Source organism: Polycyclovorans algicola TG408 (genome assembly GCF_000711245.1).
In the GTDB taxonomy this organism is placed as follows: domain Bacteria; phylum Pseudomonadota; class Gammaproteobacteria; order Nevskiales; family Nevskiaceae; genus Polycyclovorans; species Polycyclovorans algicola.
The window spans coordinates 1,182,560-1,198,322 of sequence record NZ_JOMH01000001.1 but is presented as its reverse complement, the minus strand read 5'-3'; the positions used below and the strand labels follow the sequence as shown (position 1 = coordinate 1,198,322).

General features: G+C 66.0%; 16 protein-coding genes. 8 read left to right on the top strand and 8 right to left on the bottom strand.

The window, feature by feature from the left end; genetic code table 11:
• Nucleotides 1-4: 4 nt before the first annotated feature.
• The 6 genes from yidC to U741_RS0105755 form a co-directional block, all read right to left on the bottom strand.
• Nucleotides 5-1,750, bottom strand: a complete 1,746-nt coding sequence (gene yidC, locus U741_RS0105780; RefSeq protein ID WP_029889535.1) for a membrane protein insertase YidC — start codon at nucleotides 1,748-1,750, stop codon at nucleotides 5-7.
• A 10-nt stretch (nucleotides 1,751-1,760) separates the two neighbouring features.
• A complete protein-coding gene (gene yidD, locus U741_RS0105775) occupies nucleotides 1,761-2,057 on the bottom strand; it encodes a membrane protein insertion efficiency factor YidD (protein WP_084154681.1) in 297 nt (98 codons plus the stop codon).
• Nucleotides 2,054-2,392, bottom strand: a complete 339-nt coding sequence (gene rnpA / locus U741_RS0105770) for a ribonuclease P protein component (RefSeq protein WP_029889534.1) — start codon at nucleotides 2,390-2,392, stop codon at nucleotides 2,054-2,056. The genes yidD and rnpA overlap by 4 nt, the downstream gene beginning before the upstream one ends.
• 39 nt (nucleotides 2,393-2,431) lie before the next feature.
• Nucleotides 2,432-2,569, bottom strand: a complete 138-nt coding sequence (gene rpmH / locus U741_RS0105765; RefSeq protein WP_029889533.1) for a 50S ribosomal protein L34 — start codon at nucleotides 2,567-2,569, stop codon at nucleotides 2,432-2,434.
• A 127-nt stretch (nucleotides 2,570-2,696) separates the two neighbouring features.
• The gene (locus tag U741_RS0105760) at nucleotides 2,697-5,192 is read right to left on the bottom strand and encodes an ABC transporter permease (RefSeq protein ID WP_029889532.1); all 2,496 of its coding nucleotides are present in this window, start codon (nucleotides 5,190-5,192) and stop codon (nucleotides 2,697-2,699) included.
• On the bottom strand, nucleotides 5,189-5,869 hold the full coding sequence (locus U741_RS0105755; RefSeq protein ID WP_029889531.1) for an ABC transporter ATP-binding protein: 681 nt from the start codon (nucleotides 5,867-5,869) through the stop codon (nucleotides 5,189-5,191). Before U741_RS0105755 ends, U741_RS0105760 begins: the two co-directional genes overlap by 4 nt.
• Here U741_RS0105755 and U741_RS0105750 point away from each other — a divergent pair.
• The 7 genes from U741_RS0105750 to U741_RS0105720 all read left to right on the top strand — a co-directional run bounded on the left by U741_RS0105750 (nucleotide 5,856) and on the right by U741_RS0105720 (nucleotide 11,631).
• On the top strand, nucleotides 5,856-6,497 hold the full coding sequence (locus tag U741_RS0105750) for an arylesterase (protein ID WP_029889530.1): 642 nt from the start codon (nucleotides 5,856-5,858) through the stop codon (nucleotides 6,495-6,497). The two genes, U741_RS0105755 and U741_RS0105750, sit on opposite strands and share 14 nt — an antisense overlap.
• Nucleotides 6,498-6,580: 83 nt before the next feature.
• Complete coding sequence (locus tag U741_RS0105745) at nucleotides 6,581-7,864, top strand: NAD(P)/FAD-dependent oxidoreductase (RefSeq protein ID WP_029889529.1); 1,284 nt, start codon at nucleotides 6,581-6,583, stop codon at nucleotides 7,862-7,864.
• Nucleotides 7,861-8,619 carry a DUF1365 domain-containing protein gene (locus U741_RS0105740; protein ID WP_235200078.1) on the top strand — a complete coding sequence of 253 codons (759 nt, stop codon included), beginning with the start codon at nucleotides 7,861-7,863 and terminating at the stop codon, nucleotides 8,617-8,619. The genes U741_RS0105745 and U741_RS0105740 overlap by 4 nt, the downstream gene beginning before the upstream one ends.
• Nucleotides 8,619-9,893, top strand: coding sequence for an SAM-dependent methyltransferase (locus U741_RS0105735; RefSeq protein ID WP_043110206.1), 1,275 nt, complete (start codon nucleotides 8,619-8,621; stop codon nucleotides 9,891-9,893). The genes U741_RS0105740 and U741_RS0105735 overlap by 1 nt, the downstream gene beginning before the upstream one ends.
• Nucleotides 9,890-10,240: a DUF1475 family protein gene (locus tag U741_RS0105730; RefSeq protein ID WP_029889526.1), complete on the top strand. Its 351-nt coding sequence runs from the start codon at nucleotides 9,890-9,892 to the stop codon at nucleotides 10,238-10,240. Before U741_RS0105735 ends, U741_RS0105730 begins: the two co-directional genes overlap by 4 nt.
• Nucleotides 10,241-10,250: 10 nt before the next feature.
• Entirely contained in the window at nucleotides 10,251-10,718 is a 468-nt protein-coding gene (locus U741_RS0105725; RefSeq protein ID WP_161776138.1) for a DUF2062 domain-containing protein, read from the top strand.
• A gap of 4 nt (nucleotides 10,719-10,722) precedes the next feature.
• Nucleotides 10,723-11,631: a DMT family transporter gene (locus tag U741_RS0105720; RefSeq protein WP_052378534.1), complete on the top strand. Its 909-nt coding sequence runs from the start codon at nucleotides 10,723-10,725 to the stop codon at nucleotides 11,629-11,631.
• Here the strand turns inward: U741_RS0105720 and U741_RS0105715 are convergent.
• Nucleotides 11,594-12,382, bottom strand: a complete 789-nt coding sequence (locus U741_RS0105715) for a PhzF family phenazine biosynthesis protein (protein ID WP_029889523.1) — start codon at nucleotides 12,380-12,382, stop codon at nucleotides 11,594-11,596. The two genes, U741_RS0105720 and U741_RS0105715, sit on opposite strands and share 38 nt — an antisense overlap.
• 58 nt (nucleotides 12,383-12,440) lie before the next feature.
• Here U741_RS0105715 and U741_RS0105710 point away from each other — a divergent pair, with 58 nt between their 5' ends.
• Nucleotides 12,441-14,105, top strand: a complete 1,665-nt coding sequence (locus U741_RS0105710; protein WP_029889522.1) for a cation:proton antiporter — start codon at nucleotides 12,441-12,443, stop codon at nucleotides 14,103-14,105.
• An 11-nt stretch (nucleotides 14,106-14,116) separates the two neighbouring features.
• Here the strand turns inward: U741_RS0105710 and U741_RS0105705 are convergent, their stop codons facing one another.
• Nucleotides 14,117-15,763 carry an isovaleryl-CoA dehydrogenase gene (locus tag U741_RS0105705; protein ID WP_029889521.1) on the bottom strand — a complete coding sequence of 549 codons (1,647 nt, stop codon included), beginning with the start codon at nucleotides 15,761-15,763 and terminating at the stop codon, nucleotides 14,117-14,119.

The window sequence follows — 15,763 nt, the reverse complement described above, 5'->3', positions numbered from 1 at the left end:
TCACCTACCGTCGTATGGCGGCCTTGGCCGCGTCTTCACGTTCCAGCTTGCGGACGATGAACCACTGCTGGGTGATGCCGATGAGGTTGGAGGTCAACCAGTACAGCACCAGGCCGGACTGGAAGAAGGTGAAGAACGCCGCCAGCATGATCGGCATCACCATCATGATTTTTTGCTGGGTCGGGTCCATCATCTGTTGGCCAGACAACTTCTGCTGCGCCCACATCGAGATACCGAAGAGCACCGGCAAGACAAACCAGGGGTCGGGCAGCGCGAGATCCTGAATCCAGAAGATGAAGGGCGCCTGGCGCAGTTCGACCGACTCCAGCAGCACCCAGTACAAGGCGATGAACACTGGGAACTGCAGCAGCAGCGGCCAACAGCCGGCCAGCGGGTTGAAGCCCTCTTTCTTGTAGAGATCCATCATCGCCTTCTGCAGCGCTTCACGGTTGTCGCTGTAGCGCTCGCGAATGTCGGCGATGCGCGGCGCGAACTTCTTCATCTTCGCCATCGACCGGTACTGCGCTTCCGAGAGCTTGTACATCGCGCCCTTGACCAGCAGCGTCAGCAGAATGATGGCGAAGCCCCAGTTGCCGGTCAGCGAGTGAAACTTGTTGAGCACCCAGAACAGCGGGCCCGAAATCGGCGTGAGAATCCCGTAGTCGATGGTCAAGGCCATGCCAGGCGCCACATCGGGGAGGCGGTCCTGCAACTTGGGTCCGGCGAAGAACGGAGTGACGAACACCTGCTGTTCGCCCGGCGCAACGCTCTGGCTGGCGCCCACGTATTGGGCAAAGTAACCCTGATCGGTGGCCGGGCGCGCCGCAAAGGTCGCCACGGCGTCTTCGTCGTTGAGGATGGCGGTGACGAAATAGTGCTGCAGAAACCCGATCCAGCCGCCGGTCTGCTGCGTTTCGAAAGCGTCATCGGCAATGTTGTCGAGCTTGATCTTCTCGAAGCGATAACCGTCGCCGTCTTCACGCTGTTCGTAAAACGCCGTGCCGGTGAAGGTCATGGCGAACTTGGGCTCGCCGCCGGTCAAGAACGCCGTACGCTGAAAGCGCGCGTAAGGGCTCAGCGCCAATGCCGCCGACCCGGTGTTGGTCACCTCATGACGAATTTCGGCGCGATAGCTGTCGCGTTCAAACCGATAGATCTTGCGCACCTCGGCGCCGTCGACGGTGGCGGTCAGCACCAGCTCGACGGCGTCTTCGCCCTCGGCGAGGCGCACGCTGGGGATCTCGGTGCGAAACTCGGTCAGGTGCGTGACCAAGGCCGACTCGGTGCCGACCAAGCCGCTTTGCAGAACGAACAACCGCCCCATGCGGTCGTCGAGTAGCGACAGGTCTACATCGGGTTGCTCGGCCGACTCGCCGTACCCCTTGAGCTCCAGGCGTCGCAACTGGCCGCCTTGCAGTGCGACTTCGGCGCGAACAAGGTCCGTCTCGATCACGGCGCGCGCGCTGGGATCGGCCTCGGCTGCGGATTCTTGCGCTGGCGCGGCCGCCGGAACGGCCTCAGGCAGGTCGATATCGTTCGGCGTATCCCCCGTGGACTCACCGGCATCCGCCGGCTGCGCCACCGGTACATCGTCGGGGCTGGCGGGGGGAAGCGGTGGCGTGTCGTTCTGCGCAACGCCGTTGCCGTTGCCGTTGCCATTGGCGTTGCCGTAATCCGCTTGCCACGCCTGATACATAAAAAAGCCCACCACAGCCAGCAGGGCGATCAGGATGAAACGACGGTTTTCCATTCGATCTGGGTTACTTGTTTGATGCGAGGCGACTGGCCTCGTCAGGATGGGATGACCCGCAAGAACAAGCGCGCGGCGGCACCGGGTCCAGCCCACCTTCTCGCAGCGGGTGGCAACGCAGGATGCGCTTGAACGCCATCCACCCGCCCGAAAACGGGCCGTGCAGCGTGATGGCCTCAACGGCGTACTGCGAGCAGGTCGGATAATACCGGCAGCGCGGCGGCAACAGCGGGCTGATGGCGTGGCGATAGACCTGAATCAGGCCCAGCATGACGGCCGAAAGTCCCGCTTTGAGCGCCCCGATCATGCCTTGAGCCGCGACCAGAGCTGCTCGAAGCTCTCGCGGATGCGCTCGGGCGGCAGCTTGCCAACATCGGCGCGGGCCAACACCACCACGTCGACGGCCGTCAGGCCACTCGCGTGCAAGCGGAAGCTGTCGCGCGCCCACCGCTTGACCTGGTTGCGGTCGACGGCGCGCTTGAGCGACTTCTTGGCGATGGCAAGCCCCAGGCGGGGATGGGTTTCAGCGTTGTTGCGGACCACGGCGGTCACGCCGGGAAAGCTGAAACGACGCCCGTCGGCAAACACCGATTTGAAAGATGCCGGCGTGAGCAAACGGGCGCTGCGGGGGAAGCGGTTCATGGAGCGTCCCCGAATCAATCAACGGTCGAAACGGCCCGCTTAGACTGCGAGGCGCTTACGACCCTTGGCACGGCGGCGGTTGATCACGGCGCGGCCGCCCGGCGTGGCCATACGTGCACGAAAACCGTGGGTGCGTGCGCGGCGGACTTTGCTGGGTTGAAAGGTACGTTTTGACATGACGAGGCTCTAGAAACCGACGGCAAAAAAGGGCGCGGAGCGTACCACCCGAACCGGAGCGCGGCAAGCAACGGGGGAATTGCGGCGCCAGATCGAATCAAATGTTGGAAGCGCTGCACTGGCCCCCTCAGGCACCGCGCAACACATGCGCCGGCGGCGTGTTGAGCGCGCGGCGAACGCTCAGCAGCCCCATCAGCGTGACCAGTGCGGCACCGGCCAGCCCCCCGCCCAACCAGATCAGCGGTCGCGGGCCGTAGCCGATCTCGAACACCTGGGTGGCCAGCACCCAGCCCACGCCTTGCGCGGTCAGCGACGCGGTCAATCCCGCCAGCAGGCCCAGCACCGCGTACTCGGCGAGCAGGCCGGCACGGATCACCGAGCGCCGTGCGCCCAGCGTGCGCAGCAGGGCGACCTCGCGGGCGCGCTCGTCGCGGGTGCCGATCATCGCCGAGGCCAGCACCAGCAGCCCGGCGACCAGCGCGAACAAAAAGATCAACTCCACCGCGCGCACGATGCGGTCCATGATGCCGCGCACCTGCGCCAGCAAGGCGTCGATGTCCAGCGCCGTGACGTTGGGGAACTCAGCCACCAGATCACGCAGCACCGGCCGCTGCTCGGCACTGAGGTAGGCGCTGGTCAGATACTGCGTCGGCACGGCGCCGTCATCGAGCGCGCCGGGCGGCGCCAGCAAGAAGAAGTTGGGCTGAAAACTGTCCCATTGCACGCTGCGGATGCTGGTAACGGTCAAGGTGACCGCTTCGCCTGCGAAGTCCAGCGTCAGGCGGTCGCCCAGGCCGATACCCAGCCGCTCGACCACGTAATCGTCGATCGACAGCCACGGCTGGCCGTCACCCTCGTCACCCCACCAATCGCCGGTGTGGACACGGTTGTCATCATTCAGCACCGCGCTCCACGACAAGTTGAAGTCACGGTTGATCCAGCGCCGGGTTTCCGGATCGTCGAACGAATCGACGGTAACGGCCTCGTCGTTGATCGCCCGCAACCGACCCCGCGCCTGCGGCCAGAAGCGCGGCGGGGGAATGTCGCGCGCGGTGAAGAACGCCTTCAGGGGCTCAACCTGCTCGGGCTGAATGTTGATGAAGAACTGGTTCGGCGTGCCCTCGGGCAACCGCTCACGCCAGCCATCGAGCAAGTCGCGCTGCACCACCGACACCAGCAGCAGCGCCACCAGCGCCACACCCAGGGCCACCAATTGCCCCACCGTGGCGCCCTGGCGGCGCACCAGGTTGCCCAGCCCGAAGCGCCAAGCCGCGCCCCCCGCCTGCCGCAAGGGGCCCAGCAGCCGGACCAGCGCGAAGCCGACGCCGCCCAGCAACAGCGCCAACGCCAGACCACCGCCGATCACCGCAGCTGCGGTCTTGACGCTGCTGGTCTGCCACAGCAGCAGCGCCAGCACCGCCGCCACACCGCTGAGCCGCGTGCCCCAGCCCAGTCGATCTGACGCTGCCGCACGCTGAAACACGCGCGCGGGAGGGGTGTTGCGCGCCGCCATCAGTGGCGGCAGACCAAAGCCCAGCACCAGCAACAGGGCCAGCACGCCGCCGCCGAACAGGGGCGCCAGTGACGGCGGCGGCAATTCAAGTTGAATCAGCTCGCTGAGAATGGCCGCGATGCCGGCCTGCCCGGCCCAGCCCAGCGCCGCGCCGACCAGCCCGCCGAGCACACCCAGCAAGGCCAGCATCAGCCCCAAGGTTTGCAGAATGAAACCGCCCGAGGCGCCGAGGCATTTCAGCAGGGCCACTTCATCGCGCAGCCGCAGACCGAACTGCCACGCGCTCAGCGCGATGGCCGCGGCCGCGAGCAGACTGGCAGCGCTGCTGGCCACGGCTAGAAAGGTGTCGGCGCGTGCCAGCGCCTGGGTCAACTCGGGTCGCGAGCCCTGCGGCGAGGTACGGCGCACGCCGTCGGGCAGTTCAAGGGTTTCGAGTGTGGCGCGACCTTCGGCATCGGCACGCGCCAGAAGGCCATAGCTGGCGCGGGCGCCTTCGTTGAGGAGGCCACTGGCGGCGGCATCGTCAAGGTTCACCATCAACCGCGGCGCCAGGTCGGCAAAGCCCGCGCCGCGTCCCGGCTCGTCAATGACCACGCCCGTCAAGGTCAGCGCCAAACTGCCGAGCTGCACGCTGACACCCGGGTCATCCACGCCCAGCGCCTGCCACAGCCGCGCGTCACCCCAGGCTTCACCGGGCGGCGGGCCGCCCTGGACGATCTCGCCGGGCTCGAAGGGCCGCGCGGCGACGCGCATCGTGCCGCGCGTTGGAAACGCTGCGTCCACGCCCTTGATGGACGCCAGCGCCGAGGTCTCGTCAACGAACACCACCGACGGGAACACCGTGTGCGCCGAGGTTTGTTGCGACAAGGCCGCAATCTCGCCGACCACCGATTCGGGCAGCGGGTTGCGACTGCTGAACAACCAGTCACCCCCCAGGGTGTCGCCGGTCTGCACACTGATCGCCTGGCTCATGCGCTCGCTGAACAGCGCCACGGCGGAGTGGCTGGCCACGGCAACGGCCACCGCCAGCATCAGAATCACCAGCTCGCCGGAATGTCCGGCACGGCGCAATCGACGCAGCGCCTGCGCCACCACCGCGGCCGGCCTCATGCGCCGCTTGCCTCGACCAGTCGGCCATCCTGCAAGGTCAACAACCGATCACAACGCTCGGCCAACGAACGGTCGTGGGTCACCAGCACCAGGGTCGCGCCGTGCTCGCGGTTCAGGGCAAACAGTTGTTCGACAATGGTTTCGCCAGTGGCGGTGTCGAGGTTGCCGGTGGGCTCATCGGCGAACAGCAGCTGCGGCTGCACAGCAAAGGCGCGCGCCAGGGCCACGCGCTGCTGCTCACCGCCGGACAATTGCGTCGGATAATGGCCCAGGCGCTCCCCCAGACCGATGGCCGACAGCGCCGCCGTCGCCGTCTGCCTGGCCCGGCGATGACCGGCCAGCTCCAGTGGCAACATCACGTTTTCCAACGCTGTGAAGCCGCCCAACAACTGGAACGACTGGAACACGAAGCCGACCTTGCCGGCGCGCGCGGCGGCACGGCCGTCTTCGTCCAGCGTGTCGATACGCTGGCCGCTCAACCAAACCTCTCCACCACTTGGCGTGTCCAAGCCGGCGAGCAGCGACAGCAAAGTGGTCTTGCCGGAGCCGGAACGACCGATGATGGCCACCCGTTCGCCCGCGGCGACGGCCAGGTCTAGCTGGTTCAAAATGCGCAGCGGCTGACCGCCGCTGGACACTTCATGACGTAACTGGTGAGCACTGATGACAGGTTTCATTCGAGCATTGACGGTCTTGATCGCGCTGGGGTTCAGTCTGGGCGCAGGCCACGTGGCGGCGGCCGCCCAGGGCGACGCGCCGGTGATCATGGTGTTGGGTGACAGTCTATCGGCCGCGTACGGCATTGACGCGCGACAGGGCTGGGTTTCCCTGCTCGAAGCGCGTCTCGAAGAAAAAGGCCTGCCGCACCGCGTGGTCAATGCCAGCGTCAGCGGTGAAACCTCGTCAGGCGGTCTGGCGCGGCTACCCCGCCTGCTTGAGCGCCACGCGCCCGACTGGGTGTTGATCGAACTGGGCGGCAACGATGGCCTGCGCGGGCTGCAGGTCAGCGAGCTGCAGAGCAATCTGACGCGCATGGTTGACCTGAGCCACGAGGCAGGGGCGCAGCCGGTGCTGTTCGAGATGATGATTCCCAGCAACTACGGCCCGACCTATACCGAGCAGTTTGTCGCCAGCTTTACCCGTGTGGCCAAGGCCAATGACGCACCGCTGGTGCCGTTTCTGCTCGCCAAGTTCGCCACCGACAGCGACGCTTTTCTGCCCGACGGCATTCACCCCACCGCCGCATCGCAACCGGCCATTCTTGACACCGTGTGGACCACGCTGGGGCCGCTGCTCGAAGACTGAGCCATTGGCCGCATCGGCATCCGCAGGCCGCTCGAAGACGTAAATTGGCCCATCGTTTCTCCACTTTTTCGACGTCTTTCCAAATGAACATTGCGGTCATCGGCTCCGGCATCTCTGGCTTGTCAGCCGCCTATTTTCTGGCGGCCAACGGCGCCCACCGCGTCACGCTGTTCGAGGCCGACGACCGGGTTGGCGGCCACACCAACACCATCGAGGTGCCGCTGCCCGATGGCGGCATGCAGCCCGTCGACACCGGCTGGATCGTCTACAACGGCACCAACTATCCCAACCTGACGGCGTTGTTCGAGGAACTGGGGGTGGTAACCCGCCCCACCGGCATGAGCTTTGCCGTGTCGCTGGGCGACGGCGCTTACGAGTGGAAGGGCTCGGACCAGTTGTTCACCGTGTTCGCGCAGAGCAGCAACTTTTTCAACCTCAAGCATTACCGCTTGATGTTCGACATTCTCAAGCTCAACAAGCGTGCCAAGGCTTTGCTGGCCGCCGGCACGCTGCCCACCGGCAGCCTCGGCGACTGGCTGGTCGCCGAAGGCTTTTCGCGTGAGTTGATGAGCCGCTATCTGCTGCCGATGGCCGGCCTGATCTGGAGTTGCTCGCCGTTGAAAGCGGCCGAATACCCGGTCGATGACTTCATGCGCTTCTTCGACAGCCACAGCCTGTTCAACACCCTTGACCAGCCGCAGTGGCGGGTCGTCAAAGGCGGCTCGCACCAGTACGTGAAAGCGCTGCTGCGGGACTTTGAGGGCGCGCTGCGCCTCAACACCCCGGTGCGCAAGATCCGCCGCAGCGACGCCGGCGTGACCTTGGTGCTTGATGACGGCGAGCAGCATTTCGACCAAGTCATCTGCGCCACACACTCCGACCAGGCACTGGCGCTGCTGGATGCACCCAGCGACGCGGAACGCAAGGTGCTGGCGGGCATGCCCTACAACGCCAGCCGCTGCGTGCTGCACACCGACACCTCGTTTTTGCCGCGCCGCAAGCTGGCGTGGGGCGCGTGGAACTATCTGCACCCCAACGACGACATTCACGACCAGCCGATCTCCGGCAGTTACTGGATGAACGCGCTGCAGCACATTCCGGGGCCGGTGAACTACATCGTCACGCTCAATCCGCAGCGTGAAATTCCGGCCGACCAGGTGCTCTACGACATCACCTATCACCACCCGCACTACGGGCCGGCCAGCACCCGCACTCACGCCGACCTGCCCGGCATCCAGGGCAACGGCGGCCTGTGGTGGGCGGGGGCATGGACGGCCTACGGCTTCCACGAAGACGGGCTGAAGTCGGGGCTGCGGGCTGTCCGGGGCGTTGACGCGCAATGCTTGCCGGAGTGGGCGCAGCTGTGAGCGACGCCGCCCTCTACCCCGCCAGGGTGATGCACCGGCGCCACGTGAAACCGTTTTACCGGTTCGTTTATCGCATCTTTTACCTGCTGGTCGACATCGACAAACTCGACGCCATCGCCGCGCGCACCCGCGGCTTTTCCGTCGACCATTTCAACCTCGCAAGCTTGCGGCGGCGTGACTTTGGCGATCAGTCCGGCGACCTGCGCGGCTGGGCCGAGGGCGTGCTGGCCGAACGGGGCGTGCAACTGGGCGGCGGCCGCATCCGCCTGCTGGCCCTGCCGCGCCTGCTCGGCTGGGGTTTCAACCCGATCGCCATCTGGTACTGCGAGCACGCCGACGGCGACCTGCGCGCGGTGATTGCCGAAGTGCACAACACCTTCGGCGAGCGCCATCACTACGTGCTCGCATCCGACGGCAAACCGCTGGCGTATGACCAGCCACACGCCAAAGACAAAAACTTCCACGTGTCGCCCTTCTTCGATCTGGTTGGCCGCTATCACTTCACGCTTTCGGCACCTGCCGAGCGCCTGCGTGTCGCCATTCATGAAACCCGCGAGGGTGCACCGTTGATGGACGCCATCCTGGCCGCCGAGCGCGTCGCGCTGACCAGCGGCAGTCTTTTGTCCCACAGTCTGCGCATGCCATGGATGACCCTGAAAGTGGTGCTAGGCATTCACTGGGAAGCGCTGAAACTGTGGCTACGCGGTGCCCGTTACCACGCCAAACCCTCGCCTCCCGAGCACGAGACCAGTTGATGAAAGACCCCCACGCGCCTGACAAATCAGAACCCCGTCCGCTGCCCCGCGACGGCTTCTCGCCCGAGTTGCCCGAGTCCCTGAAGGCCGATGGCGGTATGACCCTGGGTCTGCGCATGTTGCGTTACATGTTGCGTGGCGTCCGCATCGGCACGCTCGACGTCACCTGGCCCAACGGCGTGCAGGACCGATTTGGCGGGGCCGAGCGTCCCGACCTGCACGGCGTGCTCAACATCCACAACGGCGCGATGATTCGGCACGTGCTGAAAAACGGTGAAGTCGGCTTTGGCGAGGCCTACCTCGACAACTGCTGGGACTCGCCCGACCTCGCCCGCGTGCTGCAGGTGATGTACCTCAACGAGCCACATTACAAAGGTCCGTTCGAGAAAAACCCCATCGGCCGGTTCGCCGCGTGGCTCGGTCACAAGTTCAAGTCCAACACCAAATCGGGCTCGAAGAAAAATATCGAGTACCACTACGACCTCGGCAACGAGTTCTACAAGATGTGGCTGGACGAAACGATGGCCTACAGCTCGGGCATGTTCATCACGCCCAACGAGACGCTGATGGACGCACAGCTCAACAAGTTTCGCCTGATGTACGAGCGGCTGGACCTGAAACCCGAGCACACGTTGCTGGAAATTGGCTCCGGCTGGGGCGGTTTTGCCATCTACGCGGCACAGCACTCAGGCTGCCGGGTGCATTCCATTACCCTGTCGCGCGAGCAGCTCGCCGAAGCCGAAATCCGCGCCGCCCGCGCCGGGCTGGCCGACCGCATCAGCTTCGAGCTACGCGACTATCGCGACGTGACGGAAACCTACGATCGGGTCGTCTCCATCGAGATGTACGAAGCGGTCGGCGAGGAATATTGGCCGGGCTATTTCAAGGCCATCCACAAGGCGCTCAAACCTGGAGGCATTGCGGCGATTCAGGGCATCACCATCAACCCGGCCATCTTTGACCAGTACCGGGCCAAGCGCGATTTCATCCAGAAGTACATCTTTCCCGGCGGCATGCTCTGCCCGCCCGGCCGATTCCAGGACCTTGCCGCCAAGGCCGGCCTGACGCCGGACAACCCGCGCTTCTTTGCCAAGGACTACGCCGACACGCTGGCCCACTGGGACCGCAAGGTCCTCGGCGTGCGCGACAAGATCGTCCAGCAGTTCGACGAACGCTTTCTGCGCATGTGGCGTTATTACCTTGCCTACTGCGAATGCGGCTTCCGCGTCGGCAGCATCGACCTGATGCAGATCAGCCTCAAGCGCGCGGCGTGAAAACCCGGCTGACGGTGTTCTCGGTGGTGGTGCTGGCCGGCATTCTGGCCGCCACCTCCTGGGCAACCTCAGTGGTCGCCCTTGCCCCGGCGATTGCCGAGATCATCGACAACCCGACGGCCGGCTTCAATGCCTGGCAGTGGGCAACGCTGGTCGATGCCTATCTCGCCTTCGCGTGGTTCTACGTCTGGGTCGCCTACAAAGAGCCCGGCTGGGGGGCGCGCATCGGCTGGTTGCTGGCCATCTTGCTGACCGGCAACATGGCGATGGCGGTGTACATGCTGCTGCAACTTCGCGGCCTGCCCGACAACGCCACGGCCGCAGACGTGCTGTTGCGACGTGCCTGAACCGGCAGGCGTGCCGGCGCAATCCGGCCTCAAGGCGCGCCTGCGCGGCTGGTTGCTGCAAGGCCTGACGCCCGAACAGCTTGCGCACGCCATCGCGCTTGGGGTGGTCATCGGCTGCATCCCGGCACTCGGGGTTTCAACGTTCTTGTGCGCGGCCATCGCGCAGTGGCGCGGCATCAATCACGCGGTCATCCAGGCGGTGAACTACGCCGCCTACCCGCTGCAACTGCTGCTGATTCTGCCGCTGTGGCGCGCCGGGGAATGGCTGTTTGGCATGGCGCCACTGCCGCTGCTGGACGTGCCTGCACTGGTCGCGCGCTTCGAGGCCGACCTATGGGGTGCGGCGGCCGACTATCTGTGGGTGGCGGCGGCCGGTGTCGTGGTGTGGGCGCTGCTGGCGGCGCCGGTCACTGTGCTGATTGCCGCTGTTGTCCGACCTTTGTTGCAGCGCTTCGCACGCAGGCAGACCGCACAATAGCGGCATGACGCCCATCTTCTCATCCGCCTCCGCCGGCGGCCTGCTGTTCGTTCTGCTGTGGAGCAGCGGCTACCTGGGCGCGCATTTCGCGCTGCAGGGCTTCGCGCCGTTCACCGCCACCGTGCTGCGCTTTGCCGGCTCGGCGCTGATCATCGGCGTGTGGGTGGCCTTGCGTCGCAGCGCAGGCCCGGCGCCGACAAAACCCGACCTGCTGCGCGCGGCGCTGGCTGGACTGTTCCTGCAGGCCGGCTTCTTCGGCTTCACCTACGCGGCGATGCATACCGGCGCTTCGGCCGCCGCCGCCGGGCTCATCGCCGGCCTGATGCCACTGCTCACCGCCCTCGGTGGCCGGGTGTTTCTCGGCGAGTCGCTGGGCCGTTACACCGTGCCGGGCGCGCTCATCGGCCTGACCGGCGTCGGGCTGGTGCTGACGCCGATGCTGGCCACACCCGGCACCCTGCTGGGCCTGATGCTCGCGCTCTGCGCACTGGCCTCGCTCAGCGGCGGCACGCTGCTGCAGCGGCGGCATCCGGTCGCACTGGAGCCGCGCACCGCACTGCTGGTGCAGCTGCTGGTGGCGCTGGTGATTCTGCTGCCCTTTGCCGCACTCGAAGGCTTTGCCATGACCCCAACCCCAGCCGCCATCGCCGGCGTGGTGTGGGTGACCTTGATCAACTCCTGCTGCGGCCTGTTGCTCTACCTGTGGCTGCTGCGGACCGGCAGCGCACGCGTGGTGTCGGGCTGGTTTTACCTGGTGCCGCCGGTGACCGGGGTCATGGCGATGCTGGTCCTCGGCGATCGCTTCGGGCTCTGGCAATGGACCGGCTTTGCGCTCGCGGCGGTCGGCGTGTGGCTGGCGCAGCGCGGCCCGGCGCTCAGTTCCAACGGTCCAACGTCACCGTCCCGCGAATGACGGTGACGGCGTGACCGCGCAGCCGCACGGTCTGGCCGTCCACTTCACAGTCCACGTCGCCGCCACGCGCCGAGAGTTGCCGCGCCCTCAATCTTTTGCGGCCCAGCCGTGTCGCCCAATAAGGCGCCAGCGCGCAGTGTGCCGAGCCGGTGACCGGGTCCTCGGCAATGCCCGCGTTCGGTGCGAAGAAGCGGCTGACGAAATCCACCCCCGGCGCGTCGCCCTGCGCAGTCACACACAGGCCCCGCACGCCGGCAAAGGCCGGATGTCGCGCCCACTCAGGGTCGAAGCCGCGCACCGCATCGGCATCGGCGAGCACCAGCACCGTGTCCATGCCGACGAACGCCTCAAGCACTGGCACGCCGGGCAGATCGGGAACCTCACCGGGCGTCAGCCGCAGCACCGGCAACGTCAAGCACCAGGCGCCACCCTCGGCGGTGCAGGTCAGGCGCCCGCTGCGGGTCAGGAACTGCCATTGGGTCGCGTCACCCGCCTGCGTTTCAGCGAGCACCTGTGCCGCCGCCAAGGTCGCATGGCCGCACAGGTCCACCTCGGTGGTGGGCGTGAACCAGCGCAGTCGCCAATCTGCCCCCTCGGGCACCAGATAGGCGGTTTCTGACAGATTGTTTTCGGCCGCGAGGGCCTGCAGAAGGGCGTCGTCTGGCCAGCTCTCCAGCAAGCAGACCGCCGCCGGGTTGCCCGAGAAGGCGCGACGCGTGAACGCGTCGACTTGAAAAAAGGGAAAAGGCATCGCCGTTCCGAGGTGTCGCCCGATCTGGGGCATAGCGACTATATTCAAAGCCAACGCCATGCCCGAACTCACCCTGACCAGCGCGTTCTCCGAGATTGCCCTGCTGCTGCTGTTGGCGGCCCTGGCGGGTGCGGTCGCCGTACGACTCAAGCAGCCCGTGCTGATCGCCTACATCGTGCTCGGCATTGCCGTGGGTCCGGCCGGGTTTTCATTGGTGCAGGCCAGCGCCGAGATCCATCTGCTGTCACAGGTCGGTGTTGCGGTGTTGCTGTTCGTGGTGGGGCTCAAGCTGGACCTGCACCATATTCGCCACATTGGCGCGGTGGCGGTTGCCACCGGCCTCGGGCAACTGGCGTTCACCATCTTTTTCGGCTTCGGGCTGGTGCTGCTGCTCGGCAAGTCACCGATGGAGGCGGTCTATATCGCCGTGGCGCTGACGTTTTCCAGCACCATCATCATCGTCAAGCTGCTGTCCGACAAACGTGAGCTGGACTCGCTCTACGGCCGCATCGCCATCGGTTTTCTGATCGTGCAGGACATCGCCGTGGTGGTGGCGATGATGACCATGAGCGCCATGAGCGGTGCCGACGAAGACACCGCCATCGGCATGGTGGCAGTGCAACTGGCCGGCCGTCTGATCGCCGCCGGCGCGCTGATGTTCGTGCTGATGCGCTACGTGCTGCCGAAGCTGGTGGAAACCATGGCGCGCTCGCAGGAGCTGCTGCTGATCTTCGCCATCGCCTGGGGCGTGGGACTGGCCGCACTTGGCGAGTGGGCAGGCTTCAGCCGCGAGGCGGGGGCATTTCTGGCCGGCTTCTCGCTGGCATCGACGAGCTACCGCGAGGCCATCAACGCACGGCTGACCGGCATTCGTGACTTCCTGCTGCTGTTCTTCTTCATCGACCTCGGTGCCCAACTGGAGTTGTCGGTGCTCGGCGACGAGCTGCTTTCGGCCGGCGTGCTGTCGCTGTTCGTTTTAATCGGCAATCCGCTGATCGTCATGGCCATCATGGGTTACATGGGCTACCGCAAGCGCACCGGGTTTCTGGCGGGCCTGACGGTGGCGCAGATCAGCGAGTTCTCCATCGTCTTCGTCGCCATGGGCATTTCGCTGGGCCATGTTGGACGCGAAGCGCTGGGCCTGACCACGCTGGTGGGCCTGGTCACCATCACCGTGTCCAGCTACATGATCGTCTACTCGCACCGGCTCTATGAGTGGCTGGCGCCGGTGCTGGGCGTATTTGAACGCGCCCGCCCGGTGCGCGAGCTGGTGGTCGAGGCCAGCCGTCAGCCGGGGGCCGAACCGCGCATCATCATCTTCGGACTGGGGCGCTACGGCGAGCGGCTGCTGCGTCAGTTGCAGGCGCGCGGGGTGCCGGTACTGGGCATCGAGTTTGATCCCGAAATCGTCCGCCGACTGCGACATCAACGTCTGCCGGTGCGCTTCGGCGATGGCGAAGACCCCGGCTTCATCGAATCGCTGCCGCTGGCCGGCGTCGAGTGGGTGATCACCAGCCTGCCGCTGTGGGACGCCAACCGCGGGCTGCTGCACGCGCTCGCCGAAGGCGGCTATCGCGGCCCCATCGCCGGCGTGGTGCGCGACCACGCACATGGCGACCAGCTCAAGGCCGCCGGCGTCACCCGCGTCATGAACCCCTACCTGGATGCCGCCGATCACGCGGCGCGGCGCTTTGCCGACGAGTTGCACATTGAGGGCGCCTGAGCTGTCGCCCGTCAGCCCAGAAAACTTGCCTCCACTGCGCCTACATCCACCCACTCCGCCGGCAGCGTCCCCAGCGCCAGGCCATGTTCACGGGCAATGCGGCTGCGGATAAACGCCGTTGCATTGGGGTGATTCATGCGCAGCAGACAGGCCGCTTCCAGGGCCAGGGCGACGCGCTCGACGATCTGCCGCGAGCGGACTTCCAGCGTCGCCACGTCGTCGAACAGCCGCGGCAGGGCGGCCAGTTCACGGTCAAGATCGGGGTCGGCGCCCTGCATGGCCAACAGTTCGCCGAACAATGCTTCGCGGGTGTCGGGTTCGCGTGACAGCGCGCGCAGCACGTCGAGGCACTGCACGTTGCCGCTGCCTTCCCAGATCGAGTTGAGCGGCGCCTGCCGGTACAGCCGCGGCAGCAGGGTTTCTTCCACATACCCCGCGCCGCCCAGGCATTCCTGCGCCTCGTTGACCACTGAGGGCGCGCGGCGGCAGATCCAGTACTTGCCGATGGCGGTGGCGATGCGCGCAAACGCGGCCTGCGCGGGGTCGTTCGGACCCTGATCGACGGCCTGGGCGACGCGCATCGCCAGCGCCAGATGGCCGTCATTTTCAAGTACCAGATCGTGCAGCACGTTCTGCATCAGCGGCTGGGTGATCAGCGGCTTGCCGAAGGCGCTGCGCTGGCGGCAATGGTGAATCGCCTGCACGGTGGCCTGGCGCATCAGCCCCGCCGAGGCCACCATGCAGTCGAGCCGGGTCAGCGCCACCATTTCGAGAATGGTGCGCACACCGCGCCCTTCCTCGCCGACGCGCAGGCCCACCGCGTTGTGAAACTCGACCTCGGAGCTGGCGTTGCTGCGATCGCCCAGCTTGTCCTTGAGGCGCTGGATGTGGATGCGGTTGCGGGTGCCGTCTTCCAACATTTTCGGCAGCAGAAAACAGGTGATACCGGCCGGCGCCTGCGCCAGCACCAGCCAGGCGTCGCACATTGGCGCCGAGAAAAACCATTTGTGGCCGATCAGCGTGTAGTGGCCATCGGCCTGCGCGGTGGCGGTGGTGGTGTTGCTGCGCACGTCCGACCCGCCCTGCTTTTCGGTCATGCCCATGCCGATGGTGCAGCCATGCTTCTGCGAGGCAGGCAGCATCCGCGGGTCATACACCTTCGAGGTCAGGCGCGGCACCCAGACCTTGGCCAGCTCGGGGCTGTGGCGCAGCGCCGGGATGGCCGCGTAGGTCATGGTCAGCGGGCAGCCGGTGCCGGCCTCGAACTGGGCGTGCTGGTAGGTGATGGCCGAGCGGGCGACGTGCGCCGAGGGCTGATCGGCATGCCACCACGCAAAGGCGTGCAGGCCGTGTTTCATGGCCAGGGTCATGCAGCGATGGTAGGCGGGGTGAAATTCCACCTCGTCAATGCGATGGCCAAAGCGGTCAAAGGCCTTCAACCGGGGCGGGTTTTCATTGGCGATGCGGCCCTGTTCCAGCAGTTCGGAACCGGCCACCGCGCCGTAAGCGCTGAGCGCGGGGCGGGCCCAGTCGGCGCCGTAATGGCGCACCGCCGCCTGCAGCATCGGGTCGGTGTCGAAGGCGTTGAAGCCTTCGAGCACCGACGGCTGGTTGCTGACCTGATGGGTGTCGAACGAGGGAAATGTGGTCGCGGTCAT

Bases quoted from the DNA above. Each gene is read 5' to 3' on its own strand.
- U741_RS0105715 (WP_029889523.1), bottom strand. From the start codon at position 12,382: ATGCCTTTTCCCTTTTTTCAAGTCGACGCGTTCACGCGTCGCGCCTTC.
- U741_RS0105710 (WP_029889522.1), top strand. From the start codon at position 12,441: ATGCCCGAACTCACCCTGACCAGCGCGTTCTCCGAGATTGCCCTGCTG.
- U741_RS0105705 (WP_029889521.1), bottom strand. From the start codon at position 15,763: ATGACCGCGACCACATTTCCCTCGTTCGACACCCATCAGGTCAGCAAC.
- yidD (WP_084154681.1), bottom strand. From the start codon at position 2,057: ATGATCGGGGCGCTCAAAGCGGGACTTTCGGCCGTCATGCTGGGCCTG.
- U741_RS0105760 (WP_029889532.1), bottom strand. From the start codon at position 5,192: ATGAGGCCGGCCGCGGTGGTGGCGCAGGCGCTGCGTCGATTGCGCCGT.
- U741_RS0105755 (WP_029889531.1), bottom strand. From the start codon at position 5,869: ATGAAACCTGTCATCAGTGCTCACCAGTTACGTCATGAAGTGTCCAGC.
- U741_RS0105720 (WP_052378534.1), top strand. From the start codon at position 10,723: ATGACGCCCATCTTCTCATCCGCCTCCGCCGGCGGCCTGCTGTTCGTT.
- yidC (WP_029889535.1), bottom strand. From the start codon at position 1,750: ATGGAAAACCGTCGTTTCATCCTGATCGCCCTGCTGGCTGTGGTGGGC.
- U741_RS0105750 (WP_029889530.1), top strand. From the start codon at position 5,856: ATGACAGGTTTCATTCGAGCATTGACGGTCTTGATCGCGCTGGGGTTC.
- rnpA (WP_029889534.1), bottom strand. From the start codon at position 2,392: ATGAACCGCTTCCCCCGCAGCGCCCGTTTGCTCACGCCGGCATCTTTC.
- rpmH (WP_029889533.1), bottom strand. From the start codon at position 2,569: ATGTCAAAACGTACCTTTCAACCCAGCAAAGTCCGCCGCGCACGCACC.
- U741_RS0105735 (WP_043110206.1), top strand. From the start codon at position 8,619: ATGAAAGACCCCCACGCGCCTGACAAATCAGAACCCCGTCCGCTGCCC.
- U741_RS0105745 (WP_029889529.1), top strand. From the start codon at position 6,581: ATGAACATTGCGGTCATCGGCTCCGGCATCTCTGGCTTGTCAGCCGCC.